The organism is Microcoleus sp. F4-D5 (assembly GCF_036704885.1).
Lineage (GTDB): Bacteria > Cyanobacteriota > Cyanobacteriia > Cyanobacteriales > Microcoleaceae > Microcoleus.
The window spans coordinates 147,421-168,854 of the sequence record NZ_JAUBSX010000002.1 but is presented as its reverse complement, the minus strand read 5'-3'; the positions used below and the strand labels follow the sequence as shown (position 1 = coordinate 168,854).

The window sequence follows — 21,434 nt, the reverse complement described above, 5'->3', positions numbered from 1 at the left end:
ATTAAGAATTTCCCCCAATTTGAATATCCCTCACTCGCACCGGTACACAAGCGTGAGTCATCTGAGCAACCTGCATCGGCTCGCCCTTTCCGCATATATTAGTACCGCACTGAACCAGCTCCGAAGCCGGCCCGATCGCATCTATTTGATTCCAGAAATCAGTAGTCATCGCGTGATAAGTTACATCCTTCAACATACCGACAACTTTACCTTTTTCCACCTTCCAAAAAGCATCGCCGCCGAATTGAAAATTGCGCCGCTGTTGGTCGATCGAAAAACTGCCCATACCGTCGATTAAAATCCCGTCTTCCGTATCAGCAATCATCTCTGCCAAAGTAGCAGTATGGCTGCCGCCATCCGGGCCCGGTTCCAATCCCAAATTGGGAATTCTCACCATCGGCACGCTCGACCAACTGTCAGCGCAAGCAGAACCGTTGCTGCTGGCACGTCCGAGGCGATAAGCCGTCTCTCTGTCAGTGAGATAATCAACTAAAATCCCATCCTTGACAACGTACCACTCTTGTGATTTTACGCCCTCATCATCGTAACCCATTGTACCGCGACCGCCCGGCTGAGTGCGATCGCACTTAAAATTCACCCAAGGTGCAGCGTATTGCAGTTTATTTAACTTATCAGTAGTAGCAAAGCTCGTGCCAGCAAAATTAGACTCGTAGCCGTAAACTCGGTCTAATTCTGTTGGATGTCCTACTGATTCGTGGATTGTCAAATACAAATTTGTCGGCTTAAGAATCAGAGATTTGCAAATACCAGCCGGGATTTTGGGAGCGTGCACTTTCTCAATAGCTTCGGCGGCAACTCTTTCGACTTGACTCAACAAATCATCGGGATTAATATGTTCGTAACCGATATTCAGCGGCGGTCGTTCGTAACTGCGACTTTGGGCATCGCCGCCCGCAATTGCCGTACAGCCAAAACCCGGATAACTGCGGTAGATTGTTTGTTCGATTAGCGAGCCTTCTGTAGAAGCAAAAACCTTGTCTTCGCGGCTTGACTGCAAAAAAGAATCAGCTTTTTTAATGCCTTGTTCGGCGTGTGCTAGCAGCTTCTCGTTGATAGTTAGCAGCAGTTCCGCTTTATCAGCAACGGGTACAGAAAAAGGGTCAATGGCGATGGGAGTAATGTAGGTATCGACATATTTTTCCACAGGCACTAACCGCACCGGTTCCTTCTGAGTTAAGCGGCTGCCTTTAGCGATTTCTACAGCCAAAGCGACTATTCTTGCAACCTCTGCCGGCGTTTTGCTGTGACTGGCGGCAAACCCCCAAGCGCCGTCTAGAAGCACTCGCACGCCAAAACCGGAACTTACATTATCGGACAAATTGCTTAAAGATCGATCGCGCGCGTAAAGATTCTGGCTTCGATAACTGCAAAAACGCACATCACCGTACTCGCAACCTGTTTTCCGAATCAAATCTACAGCCAAATTTGCCAACTCGTTAGCAGAGATTTTTGCAGTTAATTGCACCATAGTTATTCGTAATTCGTCGTTAGTTGTTAATTATTATAGCGCTTTTTAATTATTTGAACGAACCGCGAGGACGCAAAGAGCGCGTTCGGCGAAGCCGTTCCCGTTCCCCGCAGGGGTTCGGTGAAGGGTAGGGTAGGAAGGAAAGAGAGAGAGAGGTCTTTTTCATATCGTTTACGGTTGTTTCGGAATGATTAAACCGCAGAGACCGCAGAGACCGCAGAGGAAGAAAAGAGAGAGATAAATAATTCCGATCCCCACGAATTTGATGTCATTTCTAAGTAGATTTTTTACCGGAAAACATCTTCTTCTTTCTCTTCCTTCGCGACGAAAACGGTTCATTAAATCCTACTCCATCTCCTGCAAAACCCCAGTTAAAATTTCCACAAGACGATCGATATGTTCTTTCTCAATAATCAGCGGCGGCGACAAAGCAATAATATCACCAGTCGTGCGAATTAGCAAGCCTTTTTCATAGCACTGCAAGAAACAATCAAAAGCCCGTTTCCCCGGCTTCCCAGCAATAGATTCCAACTCAATACCCGCCACCAGTCCCAGATTGCGGACATCAATTACGTGCCGCACGCCCTTCAAAGAATGCACCGCATCTTCCCAGTAACCAGCCATCTTATCTGCCCGTTCAAATAGCCTTTCTTCCTCATAAATATCCAGCGTCGCCAAAGCAGCCGCACAAGCCAGAGGATGACCAGAATAAGTATAACCGTGAAAAAGCTCGATCGCATTTTCAGGAGCATTCATAAAAGCATCGTAAATGCCTTCTTTCACAAACACCGCCCCCATCGGCACCGTACCGTTAGTTATCCCTTTCGCCGCCGTCACAATATCGGGAACCACCCCAAAATATTCCGTAGCAAAACTCGATCCGAGTCGCCCGAATCCGGTAATTACCTCATCAAAAATCAGCAAAATTCCGTATTTGTCGCAAATCGCCCGCAGCCTCTCCAAATAACCTTTCGGCGGAATCAAAACACCTGTAGAACCAGCCACCGGTTCGACAATTACCGCTGCAATATTAGACGCATCGTGCAAAGCGACAATCCGTTCCAATTCATCCGCCAAATGCGCTCCCCATTCCGGTTGTTTGCGGCTGAAAGCATTGTGTTCGAGATTGTGAGTGTGAGGCAAATGATCGACTCCCGTGAGCAAACTGCCAAAAAACTTGCGGTTTGTACCGATACCGCCGACAGAAATTCCTCCAAAACCAACGCCGTGATAGCCGCGTTCCCTGCCGATCAATCTTTGGCGAGTTCCTTCACCTTTTACCCGGTGATAAGCGATCGCAATTTTTAACGCTGTTTCAACAGATTCCGAACCCGAATTAGTAAAGAAAACGCGATCGAAATTGCCCGGAATCATCTTTACCAAACGTTCCGCTAATTCAAAAGCCCCCGGATGTCCCATCTGAAAAGCTGGGGAGTAATCCAAACGCAAAACCTGCTGTTTAACTGCTTCGGCAATTGTCTCGCGGGCGTGTCCTGCATTCACGCACCACAGCCCCGCAGTACCATCTAAAATTGATCGGTTATCATCAGTTGTAAAGTGCATATCTTTTGCCGAAACCAATATTCGCGGGTTCGCTTTAAACTGTCGGTTGGCAGTGAAGGGCATCCAGTAAGCGTCCATATTTGTCATCGTTTTTTTATCTTTTTATATTGATGATTCTGCCTTCAAACTATAACTTGCTACCGATTGCCGATTGCCAGATGCTTATTATAATTTTACAAACATCTTTTTTAAACGAACCGCGAAGACGCAAAGAGCGCGAAGGCAGAGAAGAAAGAGCTTTTTCTCATTTCCAGTAGAGTTTTTACCTGAAAATATCTACCTATCTTTCTCTTTCTCTTCCTTCGCGCCTCATTCAATAGATATTCTTTAATTAACGAGCGCCCCTACAGACTCATGCTGCAACAAACCATTCAGCATTTGGGCAGGTTGCTCCCCGTAAGGCCACGCGAAAGCATGGCGGAAAGCAGCATTTTGACACGCTTGCAATTGCCGAAAATCAATGATATCCAAAGTTAACAAATTCTCGTACTCGAAAGGCAATCGCACGTTGTGCAATCCCGCGTTGTCGGTACAAATGGCAATATCGACACCAGCTTCAAAACATCGATCGAACACAACCTTTAATTCGCGCATATCCTGCAACGTCCCCGTTTTGAGATAGGTAGTCGGGCAAACTTCCAAGCATTGACCCCTGCGCGCGACTTCTGGCAGCAATTCGGGATATTTTAACGGAATTTGAATCCCGTGGCCGATACGCATCAGATAGGGCAAAAGTTCGGGATAACACCCAGAGGTAGTTTCGTAGAGGTGGCCGGTAGTTTTGATGCCGATCGACCTCGCGTACTGGTACAATCCCACAAACTCCTCCAAACGCTCGCCAATACAATCATCGCCGCCAGCTATATCGATCGCGCAAACATATTCTCCCATCCCGGCCGCCAAATCTACGATCGCCCGATTCACTTCATAAGGCAAACGCGAGTGCATGCACAAAATTTGGCTGGTAACAATCGGACAATCGCTAATTTGACTTGCCTTGCCCACAACTTGTACAATTTCTGCCATCAAATCAATGCGTTCTGACTGTTCCAAATGTTCGGGAGTCCGCAAATAAGGCGTATAGCGCAACTCCAAATAAGCCAGATTTTCAAACACGTAAGCGCCCCGCATCAACCGATAGATGAAATAAGGCAACGTCTCAACAGTTTGAACGCTTTCTACCAATGTGTGCAGTTCCAAATACTCATTGAGAGTATTGCGCGGACGAGTGTAAAACTCCTCAAACTCCGAGTATTCTTGAAATCGATTAACCATCTCAGCATTGTGGCGGTCGAAATACCGCCACAGCACCCTAGGAACGACAGAACCACCCAGATGGCGGTGCAACTCAGCGTGTAAAGTCATGCGATTTTAGATTTTAGATTTTAGATTTTAGATTGAAAGAATTGAAGGATTGAAGAATTGAAGGATTGAAGAATTGAAGGATTGAAGAATTTGTAATTTAGTCCTATACGCATCAGCGGCCAGAAACCGGGTTTTCCCAAATACTAGCCAACAACCTCCAGCAGGTAAACTCTTCCACATTTAAGCTGCACGTGGGATTCCCCTAAAAACTCGTCAAATCCTCACCCATTCTTCCCCTCTCCTACTCTCCCTTCCCAAGTCCCCCGATAGTGCTGGAAGTTGGTTTTTGAGAGCAATACAGCCTCAAGTCTCTCAATTGTAACAAAAATTTATTTGACATTGAGGACGCATTCATACATAATCGGAGATTGTGTCAACCTGAACTGAACGCGAGAAACCCTTGGCTAACGTAGTTGTGATCGGCGCCCAGTGGGGCGATGAAGGAAAAGGCAAAATTACCGATTTGCTCAGCAAATCCGCAGATATCGTTGTCCGGTACCAAGGGGGCGTCAACGCCGGTCACACCGTGGTAGTAAACGGTCAAACTTTCAAACTGCACTTAATTCCGTCCGGGATTCTCTACCCTGATAAAGAGTGTATCATCGGCTGCGGTACGGTGATCGACCCTAAAGTTTTAATTGCAGAGTTAGATCAGCTAGAGGCACTGAATATTTCAACAACCTCGCTGATGATTTCGGAGACGGCTCACGTCACGATGCCCTATCATCGATTAATTGATGTAGCATCGGAAACGCAGCGGGGAAATTATAAAATCGGGACGACGGGACGCGGCATCGGCCCTACTTACGCCGACAAGTCGGAACGCACTGGGATTCGGATGCTCGATTTAATGGACTTGGAAGGGTTGCAAGAACAATTGGAATGGACGATTAACTGTAAAAATGTCCTTCTAGAAAAACTCTACAATTTGCCGCCTTTAAATCCGCAAGACGTAATTGATGAATATCGAGTTTATGCCGAACGTTTGCGGCCGCACGTAGTAGATAGTTCCCTGAAGATTTATGAGGGAATTCACAAGCGGAAAAATATTCTGTTTGAAGGCGCGCAAGGCACTTTATTAGACTTAGACCACGGTACTTATCCTTACGTTACTTCGAGCAATCCGATCGCTGGTGGGGCTTGTGTGGGAACCGGAGTTGGCCCGACAGCGATCGATCGCGTAATTGGCGTAGCAAAAGCTTATACAACCCGCGTCGGGGAAGGCCCATTCCCTACCGAAATGGTAGATGGAATAGGCCAAATTTTGGGCGATCGAGGTGCAGAATTCGGCACGACAACCGGCCGCAAACGCCGCTGCGGTTGGTTCGACGCGGTAATCGGCCGCTACGCAGTCCGCATCAACGGCCTTGACTGTCTGGCAATTACCAAACTAGATGTTTTGGATGAATTAGAAGAAATAAAAGTTTGCGTTGCTTACGAAATTGACGGCGAAAAATGTGTTGATTTCCCCAAAGGTTCCCGGATATTTTCTCGGTGCAAACCTATTTACGAAACCCTTCCCGGTTGGAAACAGTCTACGGAAGAGTGCCGGAATTTGGAAGATTTGCCCCAGCAAGCTTTGAATTATCTGAAGTTTTTGGCAGATTTGATGGAAGTGCCGATCGCGATCGTTTCTCTCGGTGCCAGCCGCGACCAAACTATTATTGTAGAAGACCCGATTCACGGCCCGAAGCGCGCTTTGCTCTCTGCTGACGGTATGCCTGTAGCAGCACCAGCTTAACGTTGTGAGGTAAAATATAATGTTGGGTCTCGATCCATAATACTCGAAGCTGTTGCCAGCCTCGCCGCCACCCACCTAGCTCAAGGTTCCAGGAGATTAGTGCACTCGATCTGCGGCGAGGTCAAGTGCATCCTTATTTATAAGGAGTTACGTAAATGACTGACGAGGATGAACTGATAGCACGGCTAGAAGTTCACAGAGACATGATTGGGTGGATTATAATAAAGCTAGGAAAACAAGGAATACAAGCCAAGAGAACAACCGGAAACAATCCCAAAGGTGATATTTTGATAGTCAACGATTGGGATGTTCCCCGAGTTAAACAGCTACTCCGCAATTGGCAGAGCGAATTTAATAGTTAATTTATAAAAAAATATAAACAATAATGAATGAACCGCATATTGAAATCAAAGCCTGGAAAACCAAGAAAATAGATTCCACAAAAGCTAAGGAAATATGTCAAAAAGGAACTGTGATTGGAGTTATTACCACAGGAAAAATTACTCAATCGGCTAAGGCTGTATTCGACAAAGGAGATGTAGCTTGGGTAGAAAATTTTCCAGAAAGTGAGTTGTTGAATCAGGAAGGCCAAGAAGAAAGCTAATGTTAGATATTATTTTTTATGCCTTAAAAACAGCTCGACCACCGCACTATGTCGAAATATCTGAAGACGTTTACGAGTGGTTGGCAAAATCAGAATTTTCCCAAATCGGCAAATCGCTCCCCAGAAATATTTTGATAGATGAAGAAGAGGAGAAGCTACCTGTAGTTGAGTTAGATCGAGATATTCGCCAGAAGCTCAGAAATTTTTTCCGAGATGCAATTATCTGCGAAAGCGATACCGTCCTCACCAAGCTGGGAGATTCCCCTCTCAAAGAAGAGTATCAAACAGCAACCTACCGTTTGAGGAAATTGCTGGACTTGCTAAAATGTGTTGAAAACGAAGATTATCAGTATCTTCAGCGGGTCGTTTAATTAAGGGCGATCGCAATATCACAATTCTGGTAAAATGTGAAAACAATCAGCAGAAAGTCATAAAATGGAACTCGCAGTAGAATGTCAAAAGCGGGCAGAAGGCAGCAAACCTAACGCCCTCCGCCGCTCTGGATTGATTCCCGCCGTCCTCTACGGTCACAAAGGATCTGAATCCATTTCCCTTACCATCAAAGCCAAAACAGTTGAACACCTGCTCAAAAAGCACGCAGTCAACAATACCCTAATTGACCTCAGCATTCCCGACCTCTCTTGGAGCGGAAAAACCTTGCTCCGGGAAGTTCAAGTTCATCCTTGGAAGGGCTATCCTTACCACCTGAGCTTTTTCTCCGTGGCGACTCAAGACAGCCTGGAAGTTGAATTGTCGCTGAATTTTGTCGGCGAAGCTGTCGGCGTTAAGTTAGAAGGCGGCATCTTGGATACCGTGCTGACACAACTAGCAGTGAAGTGCAAACCTGACAGCATTCCTGAAGGAATTGAAGTAGATATTTCTAATTTAAAGGTTGGGGATGCGCTGCACATTCACGAATTAGTTTTGCCTGCCGGAGTGGTAGCTCTCGGCGAACCAGATCAGGTGGTTGTTACCGTGCTCGGAATTCAAGCAGGTGCTGAAGCAGAAGACGCAGACGCAGACGCAGACGCAGCGGCTTAATTAGTAATTGCTAATAGTTGTTAACTAATTGTGGAAAAAAAGGGCGATCGCTTTCTCCCAAAAGGGCGATCGTTTTTTGCTAAAAAGGCTATTCTAGTTTGAGCGCGATCGCACTTACTCTACTCCGCCTAGAATCTGCTGTCGCACCCATTGACGAAAATCAATCTCGGCGGCAACTTCATCAATGAAAGCCGCTTCTAGAAACCGGAATAAATCCGTTTTTTCAACGATAGGAAAAGTCGGAGATCGATCGCACTCCACATAAGCCCCATCGACTAATTGCAGAATCCGCCACACCCGCCCGTTAAACCGCCAAAACTCAGGCACGCCCATACTGGCATAGAGTGTATTTTTATTGATATCGGTATGGGTAATATCCACTTCCACGACTAAATCCGGGGCTGGATCGACATTCAAATTAACCTCACGATCGGCAACTAAGGCATAATTCTGGATGTAATATCCATTGTCTGGCTCGGCGCTCTTGAGTAGGTCTTCGCGATCGAGCGTAGTCGATCCCATCGTCTTCATTCTCATCCCCATCTCTACTACAAGGACTCTAACAAAGAGTTCAATCAAGCGAGCAGAGCGTTCGTGTCCTTCGAGGGGCATGGTAATTTCTAATACTCCATTATCGTAGGTAAAGCGGGCGCGGGTGCGCTCCATCAGCAAACTTTGAATTTGCTTAAAGGCTTGCCAATCGATCTCGCGAAAGGTGAGACGCTTTTCACCGACAAGTTGAGGGGGTGGCTCTAACAACATCAAAATTACCGCAATTTTAAGGAAAGTTGACAGAACATTTACTGTTAATTATTTTAATATATTTCTTCAATAAGTCTTGTGGTGCAGACATCTTGCCTGCCATCGATTTTGGTGTGTGAGGAACTATTGCCGCTGGATCGTCGTCTGCGGCACTATCGCCTTTCTCAGGTTTCTGGAGGTACAAACCCAACCTCGAAAATCCTGACATTCGCCGACTCTGGCATCTCTTATGGGGCGTGAAAACCGCTAGATCGGGTGCAAGCAGCAGAATGCCTGGAAACAACCGAGGCGCATAAGGTCGATCGCTTTTTTGCCGGAGTTACGCGATCGCGATCGTATTCTGCTATTGTTGAACCTTTCCATCACATTCTCGACAGCTTGGGTAAGACGACAATTGTTGGCGTCAAACCGCTGTATAATTGTGAAACATTTTGAATCCTATAATTTACTTGCTACTTGTGGAGCCGCCGCCCCTATGCCATCAACAGTCAGTACAGAATCAACAGCGGTTCAATTTAACCAACAGGGAGAAACATACTTATCCCAAGGAAAAATAGAAGAAGCGATCGCATCCTGCGAACAAGCTTTGAAAATTCATCCCAATTTTGCACCGGCTTACAAGACTTTGGGCAACGCGCTGCAAGCTCAAGGCAGGATGGAAGAGGCGCGGCACTGGTACGCTAAAGCGATTGAAATAGAACCGAATTTTGCGGAAGTATACGCGAATTTGGGCAGCCTGGGCGCCGGGCAGCAAAAATGGCAGGAGGCGATCGGATTTTATCAAAAGGCGATCGCGATTAAGCCGAATTTCGCGGGAGTTTACCGGAATTTAGCAAAAGTATTCGGACAAATTGGCAAACCGGAAGAAGCGCAGCAGTGCTGGTATCAAGCATTTAGTTTGGAACCGGAAAAAGTACCGCCTGGGGAACACTTGAATATGGGCGACGCTTTTTTTCGGCAGGAAAAATTCGCCGAAGCGATCGCTTGTTACGATCGCGCCATAAAATTAAATCCTAATGTGGCAACTGCTTACCAAAATTTGGGCGAAGCGCTAAAAAAACAAGGCAAGTTAGAGGAAGCGACAGCATATTATCGCAAAGCTATTGAACTGAATGCAGCTAATGCCAGAAACGGCAGCGAGGGACAGCAAACTTTGGCGGGTGCCACTGCGACAAACGGTGCAGTTAAGCAGCAGCCCGCAGCCACCCCAGTGCAGCCGCCAGTGCAGCCGCCAGTTAAGCCGCCAGTTCAGCAGGCAGTTAATTCTCCAATTAATATAGAAGATCCAGAAGCATACAAAATACTGGCGGAAGGCTATTTTGCTCAGGGCAAATTGGAACAGGCGATCGCAGCTTGCAAGAAGGCGCTGCAAATTAAGCCGGAAGCGCCGCTTTACAAAATGCTGGGCAACGCGCTGCAAGCGGGCGGCAAAATTGATGAAGCTAAAAGTTGCTATGTCAAAGCAATAGAAATTAACCCAAATTTTGCCGAAGCTTATGCTAATTACGGCAGCATTTGCGCGCAGCAAGAACAGTGGCAGCAAGCGGTTTCTGCTTACGAAAAGGCGATCGCCCTCAAGCCGGATTTTGCGGGTGCTTTTCGCAATTTTGCGAAACTTTTGACGCAGTTAGGCAAGTCGGAGGCGGCGGCTGAGGCTTGGTATCGAGCATTTGCGATCGACCCCAAGTCGGGCACGGCTGAGGAACACGAAAATTTAGCCAAAACTTTGATCGAGCAAGGTAAGGTAGATAAGGGAATTGAGTGTTACCGGCGCGCGGTTGAGTTGAACCCAAATGCAGGCGCAGCTTATCACGAATTGGGCGAAATTCTCAGAAATCAAGAACAGTGGGAAGCGGCGGTAGAAGCTTACACTAATGCGATTAGAAACAATCCCGATCTTTCTTGGTCGCACAACAATTTAGCTGAGTCACTGGTTAAGTTGGAACGGTGGGAGGAATCTGTAAATGCTTACCGCAAAGCGATCGAATTAAATCCAGATTTTAGCTGGTCTCACAACAATTTAGCAGACGTTCTGGTTAAGTTGGAACGGTGGGAAGAAGCTGTAGAGTCTTACCGCAAAGCAACAGAATTAAATCCAGATTTCAGTTGGTCGCACAATTATTTAGCAGACGCGCTGATTAAACGGGAACGGTGGGATGAGGCAATTTCGGCTTACCAAAGGTCGATCGAACTCAATCCCGACCATTTTTGGGCGCACAACAATTTAGCAGAATCGCTGGTGAAGTTGGAACGGTGGGATGAGGCGGTTGTTGCCTACCAGCGTGCTAACGAAGTTAATCCGAATTTCTTCTGGTCGCAGAGCAAGTTGGGCGACGTGCTGCTAGAAATGGAAAGGTGGGAGGAAGCGATCGATGTTTACCGGCGCGCGGCCGAGTTAAATCCCGATTTTCCGTGGACTTATTACAACATGGGAACGGCTTTTGAGAAGCTGGAACGGTGGGATGAGTCGATCGCCGCTTACCGCCGCGCTGCGGAGATTCAGGGGGATTTACCGTGGCTTTCGCAAAAGTTGGCTGATGCTGTGAGGATGCGGTCGCAGTGGGATTTGAAGGAAGCGATGCGTTTGTACCGGCGGGCGATTGATGAGAATCCTGATGACGTGCAGTTGTATCACAAGGCGCTAGAGATTGCGCCGAATGATGCCGATCTTTATGTTGAGTTGGCTGATGCTTTGGTGCGGAAGAATTGGCCCGATGGGGCGATCGTCTTTTATCAGATGGCTTTGCAGATTCGACCTGATGACAAGGCTATTTCTGAACGCTTAGAAGAGGTGTTAAAAAAAAAGGGAATAACTAAAGCGACCGAAAAGATCCCTCACGCTGTTCACGGACACTCTGGAAATGCGATAGAACACACCCCTGGGATAGCTGCGGAGTACCACGAATTAGGGGCGTCTCTGCAAGAAGAAGGTAAATTTGCCGAGGCTGTGGCCGCCTACCGCAAAGCAATTTCAATTAATCCTAACTACTTTGGAACTCACCACAATTTAGGCGATGTCCTAAAATCAATAGGTAAATTTGATGAGTCTATAAAAAGCTATCGGAAAGCGGCAGAACTGAATCCAAGTTTTGTTTGGTCGCACCACAATTTAGCCGATCTATTTCAACAAGAAGGTCGGCTTGATGAAGCTGTTGGCGCTTATCGGAAAGCGATCGAGGTGGCTCCTGACTTTGGCTGGTCGTACTACAATTTAGCAAAAACTTTAGCTAAACAAGACAAGCTTTCGGAAGCTCTGGAAGCTTATCAGACGGCGAGCAAACTAGATCCGAAACTTTTTGGTTTGGATTATCAAAACTTGCGAGATTCGCTATTCCTCGGTCAAGACCCAGCTTACACGAAGTGGCGCGCTAAGAACAGCCCCAGAGAAGCTGACTTGCGGAAGATGGCGGAAATATTAGAAATCTTTAACTACAAGCCGCTGATTAGCATCGTCATGCCGGCTTACAATACGCCAGAAAATTATTTAAAGGAGGCAATAGAATCAGTTCTCAATCAGATATATCCTTATTGGGAATTGTGCATTGCGGATGATGCATCAACCGCGCCTCATGTCAAGCAAATTTTGCAAGAATATGCAGCCAAAGATAGCCGGATAAAAGTAGCTTACAGAACCAAAAACGGTCACATTTCTCACTGTTCTAATTCTGCTTTGGAGTTGGCGACGGGTGAATTTGTGTCTTTGCTAGACCACGACGATACGCTGACACCAGAGGCATTGTATGAAGTGGTGCTGCTGCTGAACCGCCACCCGGAAGCGGACATGATTTATTCAGATGAAGATAAGATTTACCAAGATCGGGAACTGATAAATCCTTTCTTCAAGCCAGAATGGAGTCCGGATTCATTTTTATCTCGGATGTACACTTGCCATTTGGGAACTTACAGGCGATCGCTAATCAATGAAATCGGCGGTTTTAGAGCAGGTTTTGAAGGAGCTCAAGATTACGATCTGGTGTTGAGGTTTACAGAAAAAACTGACAAAATATTTCACATTCCTAAAATTCTTTACCACTGGAGAATGCACGCAGGTTCGGCTGCTGGCGGTGTAGAGGCTAAACCCTATGCCTATGATGCAGGGCAAAAAGCTTTGCAAGAGGCGATCGAACGCAGGGGCGAACCGGGGAAAATAGAAGGCGTTCCCTACTTTTTGGGACACTTTATTGCACGCTACAAAATTGCGGATTACAAGCGGGTCAGCATCATTATTCCGACCCGGGATTTGGGCGATGTTTTGGACAATTGCTTGGAGTCTATCTTTACTAAGAGCGTGTACCCCAACTACGAAGTTATAGTCATCGATAACGGCAGTCAAGAGCAACACACGGCGGAAATTCTAGCTAAATGGACGGCTAAGGAATCAGCCAGATTTAAAAGTTACCGACTAGACATTCCCTTCAATTTCTCGAAGATTAACAACTACGCTGCTAGCAAAGCGGAGGGAGATTACTTGCTGTTTTTGAATAACGATACAGAGGTAATTACTCCCGATTGGATTGACGGGATGGTTGAACAAGCTCAGAGAAGCTCGATCGGGGCTGTGGGCAATTTGTTGATATACTCAGATCACAAAATCCAGCACGCGGGAGTGGTGATGGGACTCGGCGGCGGAGTTGCCGGTCACAGTTATTACCATATGCCGCGATCGATTCCTGGCTATTTCGGGAATGTGGTAGGCATGAACAATGTTTCAGCGGTAACTGCTGCGTGTTTAATGTGTCGCCGCGAAGTATTTGAAAGTGTTGGGGGGTTTGACGAGGAACTAACAGTGGCTTACAATGATGTGGATTTGTGTTTGAAGATGCTAGAGAAAGGGTATCGCAATATTTACCTGCCTCATGTAGTTCTCTACCACCACGAATCTAAAAGTCGAGGTTACGAGGACTCGCCTGAAAAGAAAGAGCGGCTGAAAAAAGAATCGAAGCTGATGGAAAGCCGCTGGCAAAAGTATATTGATAATGACCCTTACTACAGCCCTCATTTAACCAGAGCGTGTCAAGATAGCGGTATCAGATTGGAGGACGAGAATTGGCGGCCGACGAATTAGGAACATCCCCATGAGTTTAGGGTGTCAACTTAAGCCTAAAACCTTCTGTATCTCTAGTTTGCACCAAAGTCTCGATCCCCCTAAATTCCCCTTAAGAAGGGGGACTTTGAACGCTTATTGTTCACCCCCGTACCCGCCCTGGACTAGGGAAATCGAGAGGATTGTGACTCAGACTCAAGAAGAGGAACTTTGAACGCTCTTGTCCCCCCCTTGCTAAGGGGGGCTAGGGGGGATCGAGAGGATTGTGACTCAGACAGAAGACCGATACAATTCACCAGACGGCACCAATGTCAAAAACCTGCAGGGGCGGGTTCACCGATAGCTTCAAGGGATACCCAAAGACTAAAAAAACCGCCCCACCCCGCGCGAGCATCCTGAAGATTGACATTGGTGCAAGATGTCAGATACAAGGTACTTATAAACCCAGCCTCGACCAAGCTAAAAAAAATGAAATCTCGGGTACAAAATTATGAATAATTCATTACAAGTGCATGAAGAGACAGCTTCTAATTATTTTCATAGAGGCAACCTCTTGAAACAGTCTGGTAAATTAGAGGAAGCCGCCGCCGCCTACCAGCGCTGTACAGAACTCAACCCGGATTTTTCCTGGTATCACCACAATTTGGGTGAAGTTTTGGCGAAATTGGGGCAGCGGGATGGGGCGGAAAAAAGTTACTGCAGGGCCTGCGAACTTAACCCGAATTCGGCTTGGTCTTGGCACAATTTAGGAGAGGTTTTGGAACAGCAGGGTAATCTAGATGAAGCCGTTGCTGCGTACCGCAAAGCTGTGGAAATATATCCGGATTTCTACGAGTTTCACAATAGTTTAGGCAAGGCTTTGTGTTTGCAAGGTCAACTGGATGAATCTATAAGTTGTTTGCGAAAAGCGATCGAGCTTGACTCGGAATCGGCTTTGCCTTACCAAAATTTGTGGGAGGCTTTGGCAAGACAGGGACGGGTTGATGAAGGGATTGAGTGCTTGTGTCATGCGATCGATCTAAATCCGGGCGAGGGAGATTTGTACCTGAAGTTGGCAGAGGCTTTGCAAGGTAAGAATGAATTAGCAGAAGCGGTGGGTTATTACCGAAAGGCGATTCAGTTAAAACCAGATTTCCATTGGCTTTACTATAAATTGGGAACGGCTTTAGCGGCACAGGGTCAATGGGAGGAGGCGATCGCGGCTTACAGCAAGGCCGCTGAGTTGGAACCGGGTTCGGCGATCGTCCATCACTATTTGGGGCATACTTTGTCGATCGTGCAGCGGTGGGAGGAGGCGATCGAATCTTACCAGAAAACGCTTGAGCTTGTCCCTGATGCGGCGGTGGTTTACCAGCATTTGGGCGATGCTTTGGCGAAACTGCAAAAGTGGGATCAAGCTGTCGGGGCCTATCGCAAATCAGTTGAGTTCGATCCGAATTCGCTGGAGGCTCAGGATCATTTGGGGTTTGCTCTGTATCAGTTGGGGCGGTATGATGAGGCGATCACAGCTTACCAGAAAGCTTGGGAAATCAGTCCTAATTCTGAAGTGGTCAAACAACATTTAGCAGAAGCTCTACTCATACAAGAAAATGAGGTAGTTAATTCCTTGTTTGAACCCAAAGATTGTGAATTAAAACAATCTACCTTTTGTGAAAAATTATATTTGCAATTTCATGCTGATGTTGCAGAAGGTGTAAATCAGGGAAACTTCAAATCAGGTTTCGATCATTGGATGGAGTATGGCGCTTCCGAAGATATACAAGGTCTGCGTAAGCGATTACCAGGTTATATAGAGGCTGTTTATCTCAGAGAAAATCCTGATGTAAGTAATGTCGTCAATCAAGGTATTTACAAGTCTGGATACGAGCATTTTCTTCTGCATGGTTGGACCGAAGGAAATACTCGGCTAAAATCGATACAAATTGAATTGGAGCAGAAAAAGGAAATTTGGATTGATAATATTGATATACCTTCCAGCTTACAAAGACTCGCTCAGTTGACGTACAAACCAATAATTTCTATTATAGTTCCTGTTTTTAATCCAGAGCGAGAGTTTCTTGAACTATGTATTGAGTCCGTTAAAAAGCAAATTTATCCCCATTGGGAATTATGCCTAGCCGATGATGGTTCTAATTCCATATATGTAAGGGATGTTCTGCTGAGTTACGAGAAGCAAGACCATCGAATTAAAGCAACTTTTTTATCTCAAAATAGCGGGATCTCTGCTGCGTCACGCTCTGCTTTACAACTAGCGACTGGGGAGTTTATTGGACTACTAGATCACGATGACGAGATCACGCCGGACGCTTTGCTAGAAATAGCCTGTGCGCTCAATGATGAGCAGAACCTAGATGTTATTTATAGTGATGAGGACAAGTTCTCAGTTCATGGTGAGAGCTTTGATAAAACTTTCAAGCCAGGATGGTCGCCGGATTTGTTGACTAGCACCATGTATATAGGTCATTTTACCGTTTACCGTGCTACAATAATCGCTCTCGCTGGTAGCTTTCGTTCTGCATTTGATGGAACCCAGGACTATGATTTAGCCTTACGGGTTTCTGCTATAACTGACCGATTCCATCACATCCCCAAAATTTTATATCATTGGCGTGCAACCAATACATCAACGGCTCAAACTCTTGCCAATAAACCAAGTGCTATTGAACTTCAAAAGCAAGCACTAATGAGTTACCTAGAGAACCAGAATCTATCTGGTCAGGTTGTCAGCCGTTTAAGTGCGGGTAATTGGAGAATAATTTACGCACCTCCTGAGAGCAAACCACTTGTCAGCATAGTCATCCCAACAGCCGGTCGCAGTGCCATGATTGGCGGTCAGAGCATTGATTTGCTCTGCAATTGCATTCAGAGTATTATTGATTATGCTGGATATAACAATTATGAGTTGATTGTAATTGAAAATGGTGATTTGTCTCAATCTACGCGACATTTTTTAAATAAGATAAAAAATATCCACCTTGTTAATTATCAATCCTCACCATTCAACCTTGCAGAAAAAATTAACCTGGGCGTAAAAGAGGCAAAAGGTGAATTTATTTTATTGCTAAATGATGATACTCAAGCAATAACGCCTAATTTTCTTGGGGAAATGTTGGGGTTAGCTAACCTCAACAAAGTTGGTGCTGTAGGTGTGAAAATGTTATTTGAAAATTTCACCTTACAACATATTGGTGTTCTTTGGATGGATGGTGGTCCGACTCATAGTATGATTGGCGAACATCGACTGACTAATGGGCCACAAGCAATGTTGCAACTTACCCATAATGCTGTTGCCACAACAGGAGCTTGTCTTTTAACGCGACGGGATATTTATTTAAGCGTTGGTGGGTTTAATGAAGAGTTGCCTTTAAACTATAACGATGTGGACTTTTGTTTCAAATTGCGCCAGATGGGTTTGCGTATCGTTATTGAGCCATCAATAGAGTGGTTTCATTTTGAAGGTCAGTCAAAATCAGGCACTAATTTATGGGAGTTGGAGCAATTTACATTGCTTTGGGGCTATCCTAACGATCCTTTTTATAATCCGAACTTTAGGTCTAATTCTCCATTCTATGAAAAAAACTTTTCCAAAAAACAAGATAAAAAGGAATTAGACTACCTCTCTTGGAAAAATCAACGCTTAGTGACTCGCAATCATCAAATAAAACTATTTAAACAGGATATAAAATTTTCTCTGGTTTTAAGTGTTTATAATGTCAAGGAACGCTATCTTTCTGAGCTAGAGGCAACAATATTAAGGCAGACATACCATAATTTTGAGTGGATTGTGGTGGATAATGGTAGTGACTTACCGGAGTGCAGAGCGTGGCTAGATAAAATTTCTCAACGAGAGAAGGTTCATTACTTTAGGTTAGAAACTAATCAAGGTATTATGGGTGGATATGGCGCTGCATTTAAGGCGGCTAGTGGCGATTACATTGTACCTGTAGATGCTGATGATTTTCTGACTATTGATGCACTGAAAATCATAGCAGCTTATATTGATCGACATCAGTGGCCAGCAGCACTCTATTCTGACGAAGACAAAACTAATATCCACTCTACAGTTGTATCCCCATTCCTCAAGCCAGACTGGGATGACCTTCTATTCACCAATATCTGTTTTGTTGCTCATGTTTGTGCTATTAAGCGTAGCGTAGCTATTGAAATAGGTGCATACCAAGATAATAAGGCTGCTGGTTGTCACGATTGGGACACTTTTTTGCGGATTATTAGAGCAGGATATCACCCGATTCATGTGCCAGAGGTTCTGTATTCATGGCGCATTCACCCTGGCTCAACTGCTTCTATAGAAACGAGTGCTAAACCTTACACTATTACAAGTCAACAGTATGTCCTAAATCAGCATTTACGCCTGACTAAACTGGGAACTCATTTTGAGGTTGTTGCCAATGACCTTTTCAGCCATGATGGTATATGGCGTATCAAACCTCAAAGGAGTGCTTTACCTAAAGCCACGATCGTTGTTGAAATCCCTAGGGTAACTTCAGCAAACGAAATCGTTAAATACTTCCAGTCAAATCTTTTGAATTTAGACTATCCTGATTTTAACTTGGCTTTAGTGTTTCCCGACAGTGGTTTAAAGGATACATTCAAAAGGTTGGTTGGGCTTAAATCAGATTCTTCCCTATTTCAGAATGTTTCAGTTTATACTATTCAAGCAAATTCTATTGTCTCAGCTTTGCAGGTATTAGCAAGCAAAAATATCTTGTCAGGTAAAGTAATTGGTTTTTTAGATGCTAAGTTAGCTCAAGATTCCCCCGTGTGGGTACAAGAAATGGCTGGTCTAATTAATGGTTTTGATAATGTTGTGCTTGTTGGGGGACGCATCATTAACGAACATAATCTGCTTTGGGCTGGGGGATTTTTTGGTATTGATGGCTTTATTGGTTCACCAGATACCACTAGATCCTTGGATGACTCAGGTTATTTTGGTACTGTTAACTGTCAGCGTTGTGTTGATGCTATTTCGCCGCTTTTTTGGGCAGTCGAGCGAAACTTTTTGTTAAAAATTTTACCTAAGTTACCTTCAGAAACTGACAGTCGTGTTCTGGCAACATATTTGTCTTGTTTCAGCTATTCTGAGAATAAGTTAGTGGCATATACACCTTTTGCAACTGCAAAGACAAATTGTCCGGGAATTATAACTTGTCCCGCAATGATACCACAGGATTTACTACAAAAGTTTGGTCTTTCTCTACCGGAATATAGTCGCTACTATCATCCATTGCTTTCACAGCACTCAGATAGAGGCTATGCACTTGGAGATCCATTAAGAGAAATAATAGACATCTAGCCGAAATAAAAAATCCTGTAAAATAAGCATAAAATATTAGTGTAAATACCAAGAGGTCTATTATGGACAATATATCATCCAAATCAAATAATTATTGTTTAGAAGGATTTAAAGCAGACTTGTTGAGAGCGCGTTCCTCCCTACGACAATTTAAAAAAGACTTAAACAGTTATCAACAACCCTTAGCATCTAAATCCCAACAAACATCAAATTTATCAGTAGAAATAGTTTCGGTTCATATACCTAAAACCGCCGGTTCCTCTTTTGGTAACATATTAACCAAAATTTATGGTGAGGAGCATTGTTATTTGGACTATGAACCATCATTAGTAAATTTAGATGTAATCACTTCTAAACATAAAGTTATTCATGGTCACTTAGCAACTCGATTTGTTACCAAATTTCCAACGGCTAAAATAATAGTGTGGATTAGGAACCCTATAGTTAGGTTAGTGTCCGATTATTATTATATTTTTTCGAGACCCATAGAAGTTTTGAACCAGTCCGCCAACAAACTTAACAAGGATATTTTTGAAAGCAATTTAAGTTTAGAGCAGTTTGCGGAAATACCTGGTCGGCAAAATGTCTTAAATCAATATTGTAAATTAGATAGAGATTATTTCTTTATTGGCATTCAAGAATTTTTTGATGATGATATAACTGATTTAACTAATTTGTTACACTGGCCGAAAATTGAATTAGAGCAAGTTAACGAAACTACACACCCTAAATACAAACATGATTTGAAAGCGTTGTTGTGTGATAAAAAGTTAATAAGTAAAATTGTATCTTTAAACCAAAAAGATATGGAATTATATCAATCTTGTTTAGAGTTAAGAGCAAAACGTAAAAGAATGTCTCTTAAGGAAATGATGGATTTTTAATTTCGTTTGTATTATGTGCCAAAGATAGAAGTTTAACGATATCCCACTTTTTTTAATCGAGGTATAGGGGAGTTACAATACTATACAATTCCTCAACATAACCTTTCCGTATCCAGTTAGGATAGCGATATAAAAGTTTATAGTTCGGCATCTCCGCCACGATCTTATGTATATTCAACTGGGGTAAGTTTTCATAGGTAATAGCACATCCTTCTTGATTAATATGAAAAAAGTAGGATTTAGTAACTTCAGGTATCCTTTGCAGATACTCCAATACACTAACAATAGGTAATTCAGGAAACGAATCTTGATTTAAACATATATCGAAATCGAAGTTGTTAGTTGCCATCAAAAATTGAGAAGGTGGCATTATTTTTATAGCTTTATCATTGTTTGATTCTCCCAAAAGTGATACTTTTTCTTCGCCCAAAGTTTTCATGAGAAAATACCCTGATATAACATTAATTATGGGTAAGTCTATGATTGTGTATGACCTAGCTCCCATCAGATGTGAATAATAACAGCAACCACCAAACCCTCCCCCAATTTCACAAATATTTTTATTTAAGCCAACGATTTCACGCATTCGCCAAGCTGCCCACAAATGTTGTGATGCCCTCATATCTATTACTCGATCGCCATTCTTAATTCCGTGCAACCCAAAAAGTTTTGGCTTACCAATTGAAACGCCTACCTTCTGTTCTATCTTCAATACCACATCATCAATGTTTTCATAAATATTTACTCCATATCTTCCTTGTTCAGGGTTTTCATATTCAATTACTCCTAATGCTTCGGATAATGATATTAGATTATCAACCATCCTTGTCCCTATTGCTGATTTGGGGTTCTGCATGTCGCTGGTTAAAATATGAGCAAATCCATGACCAATATTTTCTCTGTAAGCATTGCAAAGATATTTGGCAAGTGAGCTTGGATTTCCTTCTTCAAGGATATTATAGAGCTGTGAATGAAAAATATCTCCTATCCTTTTCCACATACCTGAAGTTGCTGTTTTACGAGCAAAGGGGAGGGTCGATGCTCTAAATGCAGTTATCAACCGTTCGCACAAATGAATATCAGATGATTCATCTTCTTCTATAGTTGGTTCAGAAAAATACTCAACAATAGGGCAACCATTAGGCATATAATGGTAGGTAATATGAGCTAGACTATTCCTGGGATACTTGTTACGATGTGTCACTGAATCATCTAGGTTAATGGCTAACAATTCTGCGTCTAACAATCCCTTACTCTTAACTAATTCAAAATCGTAAGATGAGATTTTTACGGAGATATTTTTTCCTGTTGCGTCAGGTGGCAATTCATAAGTAAACGAGTGATTGCCATCACCGATACCTTGATGCCTTAAGTCATCCCTGTACATATTGGCGTAAGCCATACCTATATTCACATTATCAGCATAGACCTCAACCCATAAAGCTTCGTTAAAATCTTCACAATTACAAGCCCAGCCGTGAACTAATTTATCTGTAATCTTATCAATATACCCTAAAAAATGTCTCTCTATATTTGCGTCAGGGGCATTCTTGGATGTTGGATTAGTTTCTGCAGCGTAGTTTGAAATCATTTAATTACTCCTAAATTTTTATTTTTTCCCCACAAA

At 44.0% G+C, this 21,434-nt stretch carries 15 protein-coding genes; 9 read left to right on the top strand and 6 right to left on the bottom strand.

Features of this window, described 5'->3' with window-relative positions:
* Position 1: 1 nt before the first annotated feature.
* From QUA80_RS02020 to QUA80_RS02010, 3 genes are all read right to left on the bottom strand, one after another.
* A complete protein-coding gene (locus QUA80_RS02020; RefSeq protein ID WP_333420923.1) occupies positions 2-1,489 on the bottom strand; it encodes a TldD/PmbA family protein in 1,488 nt (495 codons plus the stop codon).
* Between the two features lie 345 nt (positions 1,490-1,834).
* Positions 1,835-3,139, bottom strand: coding sequence for an aspartate aminotransferase family protein (locus QUA80_RS02015; RefSeq protein ID WP_333231481.1), 1,305 nt, complete (start codon positions 3,137-3,139; stop codon positions 1,835-1,837).
* A 240-nt stretch (positions 3,140-3,379) separates the two neighbouring features.
* Complete coding sequence (locus QUA80_RS02010; protein WP_333420921.1) at positions 3,380-4,417, bottom strand: adenosine deaminase; 1,038 nt, start codon at positions 4,415-4,417, stop codon at positions 3,380-3,382.
* A 400-nt stretch (positions 4,418-4,817) separates the two neighbouring features.
* On the opposite strand from QUA80_RS02010, the gene QUA80_RS02005 reads away from it, so the two are divergent.
* From QUA80_RS02005 to QUA80_RS01985, 5 genes are all read left to right on the top strand, one after another.
* A complete protein-coding gene (locus QUA80_RS02005; protein WP_333420919.1) occupies positions 4,818-6,158 on the top strand; it encodes an adenylosuccinate synthase in 1,341 nt (446 codons plus the stop codon).
* A gap of 155 nt (positions 6,159-6,313) precedes the next feature.
* A complete protein-coding gene (locus QUA80_RS02000; RefSeq protein WP_333420918.1) occupies positions 6,314-6,520 on the top strand; it encodes a hypothetical protein in 207 nt (68 codons plus the stop codon).
* A 23-nt stretch (positions 6,521-6,543) separates the two neighbouring features.
* Positions 6,544-6,762, top strand: coding sequence for a hypothetical protein (locus QUA80_RS01995; RefSeq protein ID WP_333420916.1), 219 nt, complete (start codon positions 6,544-6,546; stop codon positions 6,760-6,762).
* A complete protein-coding gene (locus tag QUA80_RS01990; protein WP_333420914.1) occupies positions 6,762-7,133 on the top strand; it encodes a hypothetical protein in 372 nt (123 codons plus the stop codon). The genes QUA80_RS01995 and QUA80_RS01990 overlap by 1 nt, the downstream gene beginning before the upstream one ends.
* Positions 7,134-7,197: 64 nt before the next feature.
* Positions 7,198-7,803: a 50S ribosomal protein L25/general stress protein Ctc gene (locus tag QUA80_RS01985; protein ID WP_333420912.1), complete on the top strand. Its 606-nt coding sequence runs from the start codon at positions 7,198-7,200 to the stop codon at positions 7,801-7,803.
* A gap of 114 nt (positions 7,804-7,917) precedes the next feature.
* Here QUA80_RS01985 and QUA80_RS01980 read toward each other — a convergent pair whose 3' ends face one another.
* Both QUA80_RS01980 and QUA80_RS01975 read right to left on the bottom strand, forming a co-directional pair.
* Positions 7,918-8,565 (bottom strand): Uma2 family endonuclease, encoded by a 648-nt coding sequence (locus tag QUA80_RS01980; protein WP_333420910.1) that lies wholly within the window; start codon positions 8,563-8,565, stop codon positions 7,918-7,920.
* Between the two features lie 16 nt (positions 8,566-8,581).
* Entirely contained in the window at positions 8,582-8,773 is a 192-nt protein-coding gene (locus QUA80_RS01975; protein WP_333420909.1) for a hypothetical protein, read from the bottom strand.
* A 47-nt stretch (positions 8,774-8,820) separates the two neighbouring features.
* Between QUA80_RS01975 and QUA80_RS01970 the strand changes: the two genes are divergently transcribed.
* From QUA80_RS01970 to QUA80_RS01955, 4 genes are all read left to right on the top strand, one after another.
* Positions 8,821-9,000 (top strand): hypothetical protein, encoded by a 180-nt coding sequence (locus QUA80_RS01970; RefSeq protein WP_333420907.1) that lies wholly within the window; start codon positions 8,821-8,823, stop codon positions 8,998-9,000.
* 40 nt (positions 9,001-9,040) lie between these two features.
* A complete protein-coding gene (locus QUA80_RS01965; RefSeq protein ID WP_333420905.1) occupies positions 9,041-13,630 on the top strand; it encodes a tetratricopeptide repeat protein in 4,590 nt (1,529 codons plus the stop codon).
* Between the two features lie 469 nt (positions 13,631-14,099).
* A complete protein-coding gene (locus tag QUA80_RS01960) occupies positions 14,100-18,923 on the top strand; it encodes a tetratricopeptide repeat protein (RefSeq protein ID WP_333420903.1) in 4,824 nt (1,607 codons plus the stop codon).
* 62 nt (positions 18,924-18,985) lie between these two features.
* Complete coding sequence (locus QUA80_RS01955; RefSeq protein WP_333420901.1) at positions 18,986-19,807, top strand: sulfotransferase family 2 domain-containing protein; 822 nt, start codon at positions 18,986-18,988, stop codon at positions 19,805-19,807.
* A 52-nt stretch (positions 19,808-19,859) separates the two neighbouring features.
* On the opposite strand, the gene QUA80_RS01950 is transcribed toward QUA80_RS01955, so the two are convergent.
* The gene (locus QUA80_RS01950; protein WP_333420899.1) at positions 19,860-21,398 is read right to left on the bottom strand and encodes a putative sugar O-methyltransferase; all 1,539 of its coding nucleotides are present in this window, start codon (positions 21,396-21,398) and stop codon (positions 19,860-19,862) included.
* Positions 21,399-21,434 lie beyond the last annotated feature (36 nt).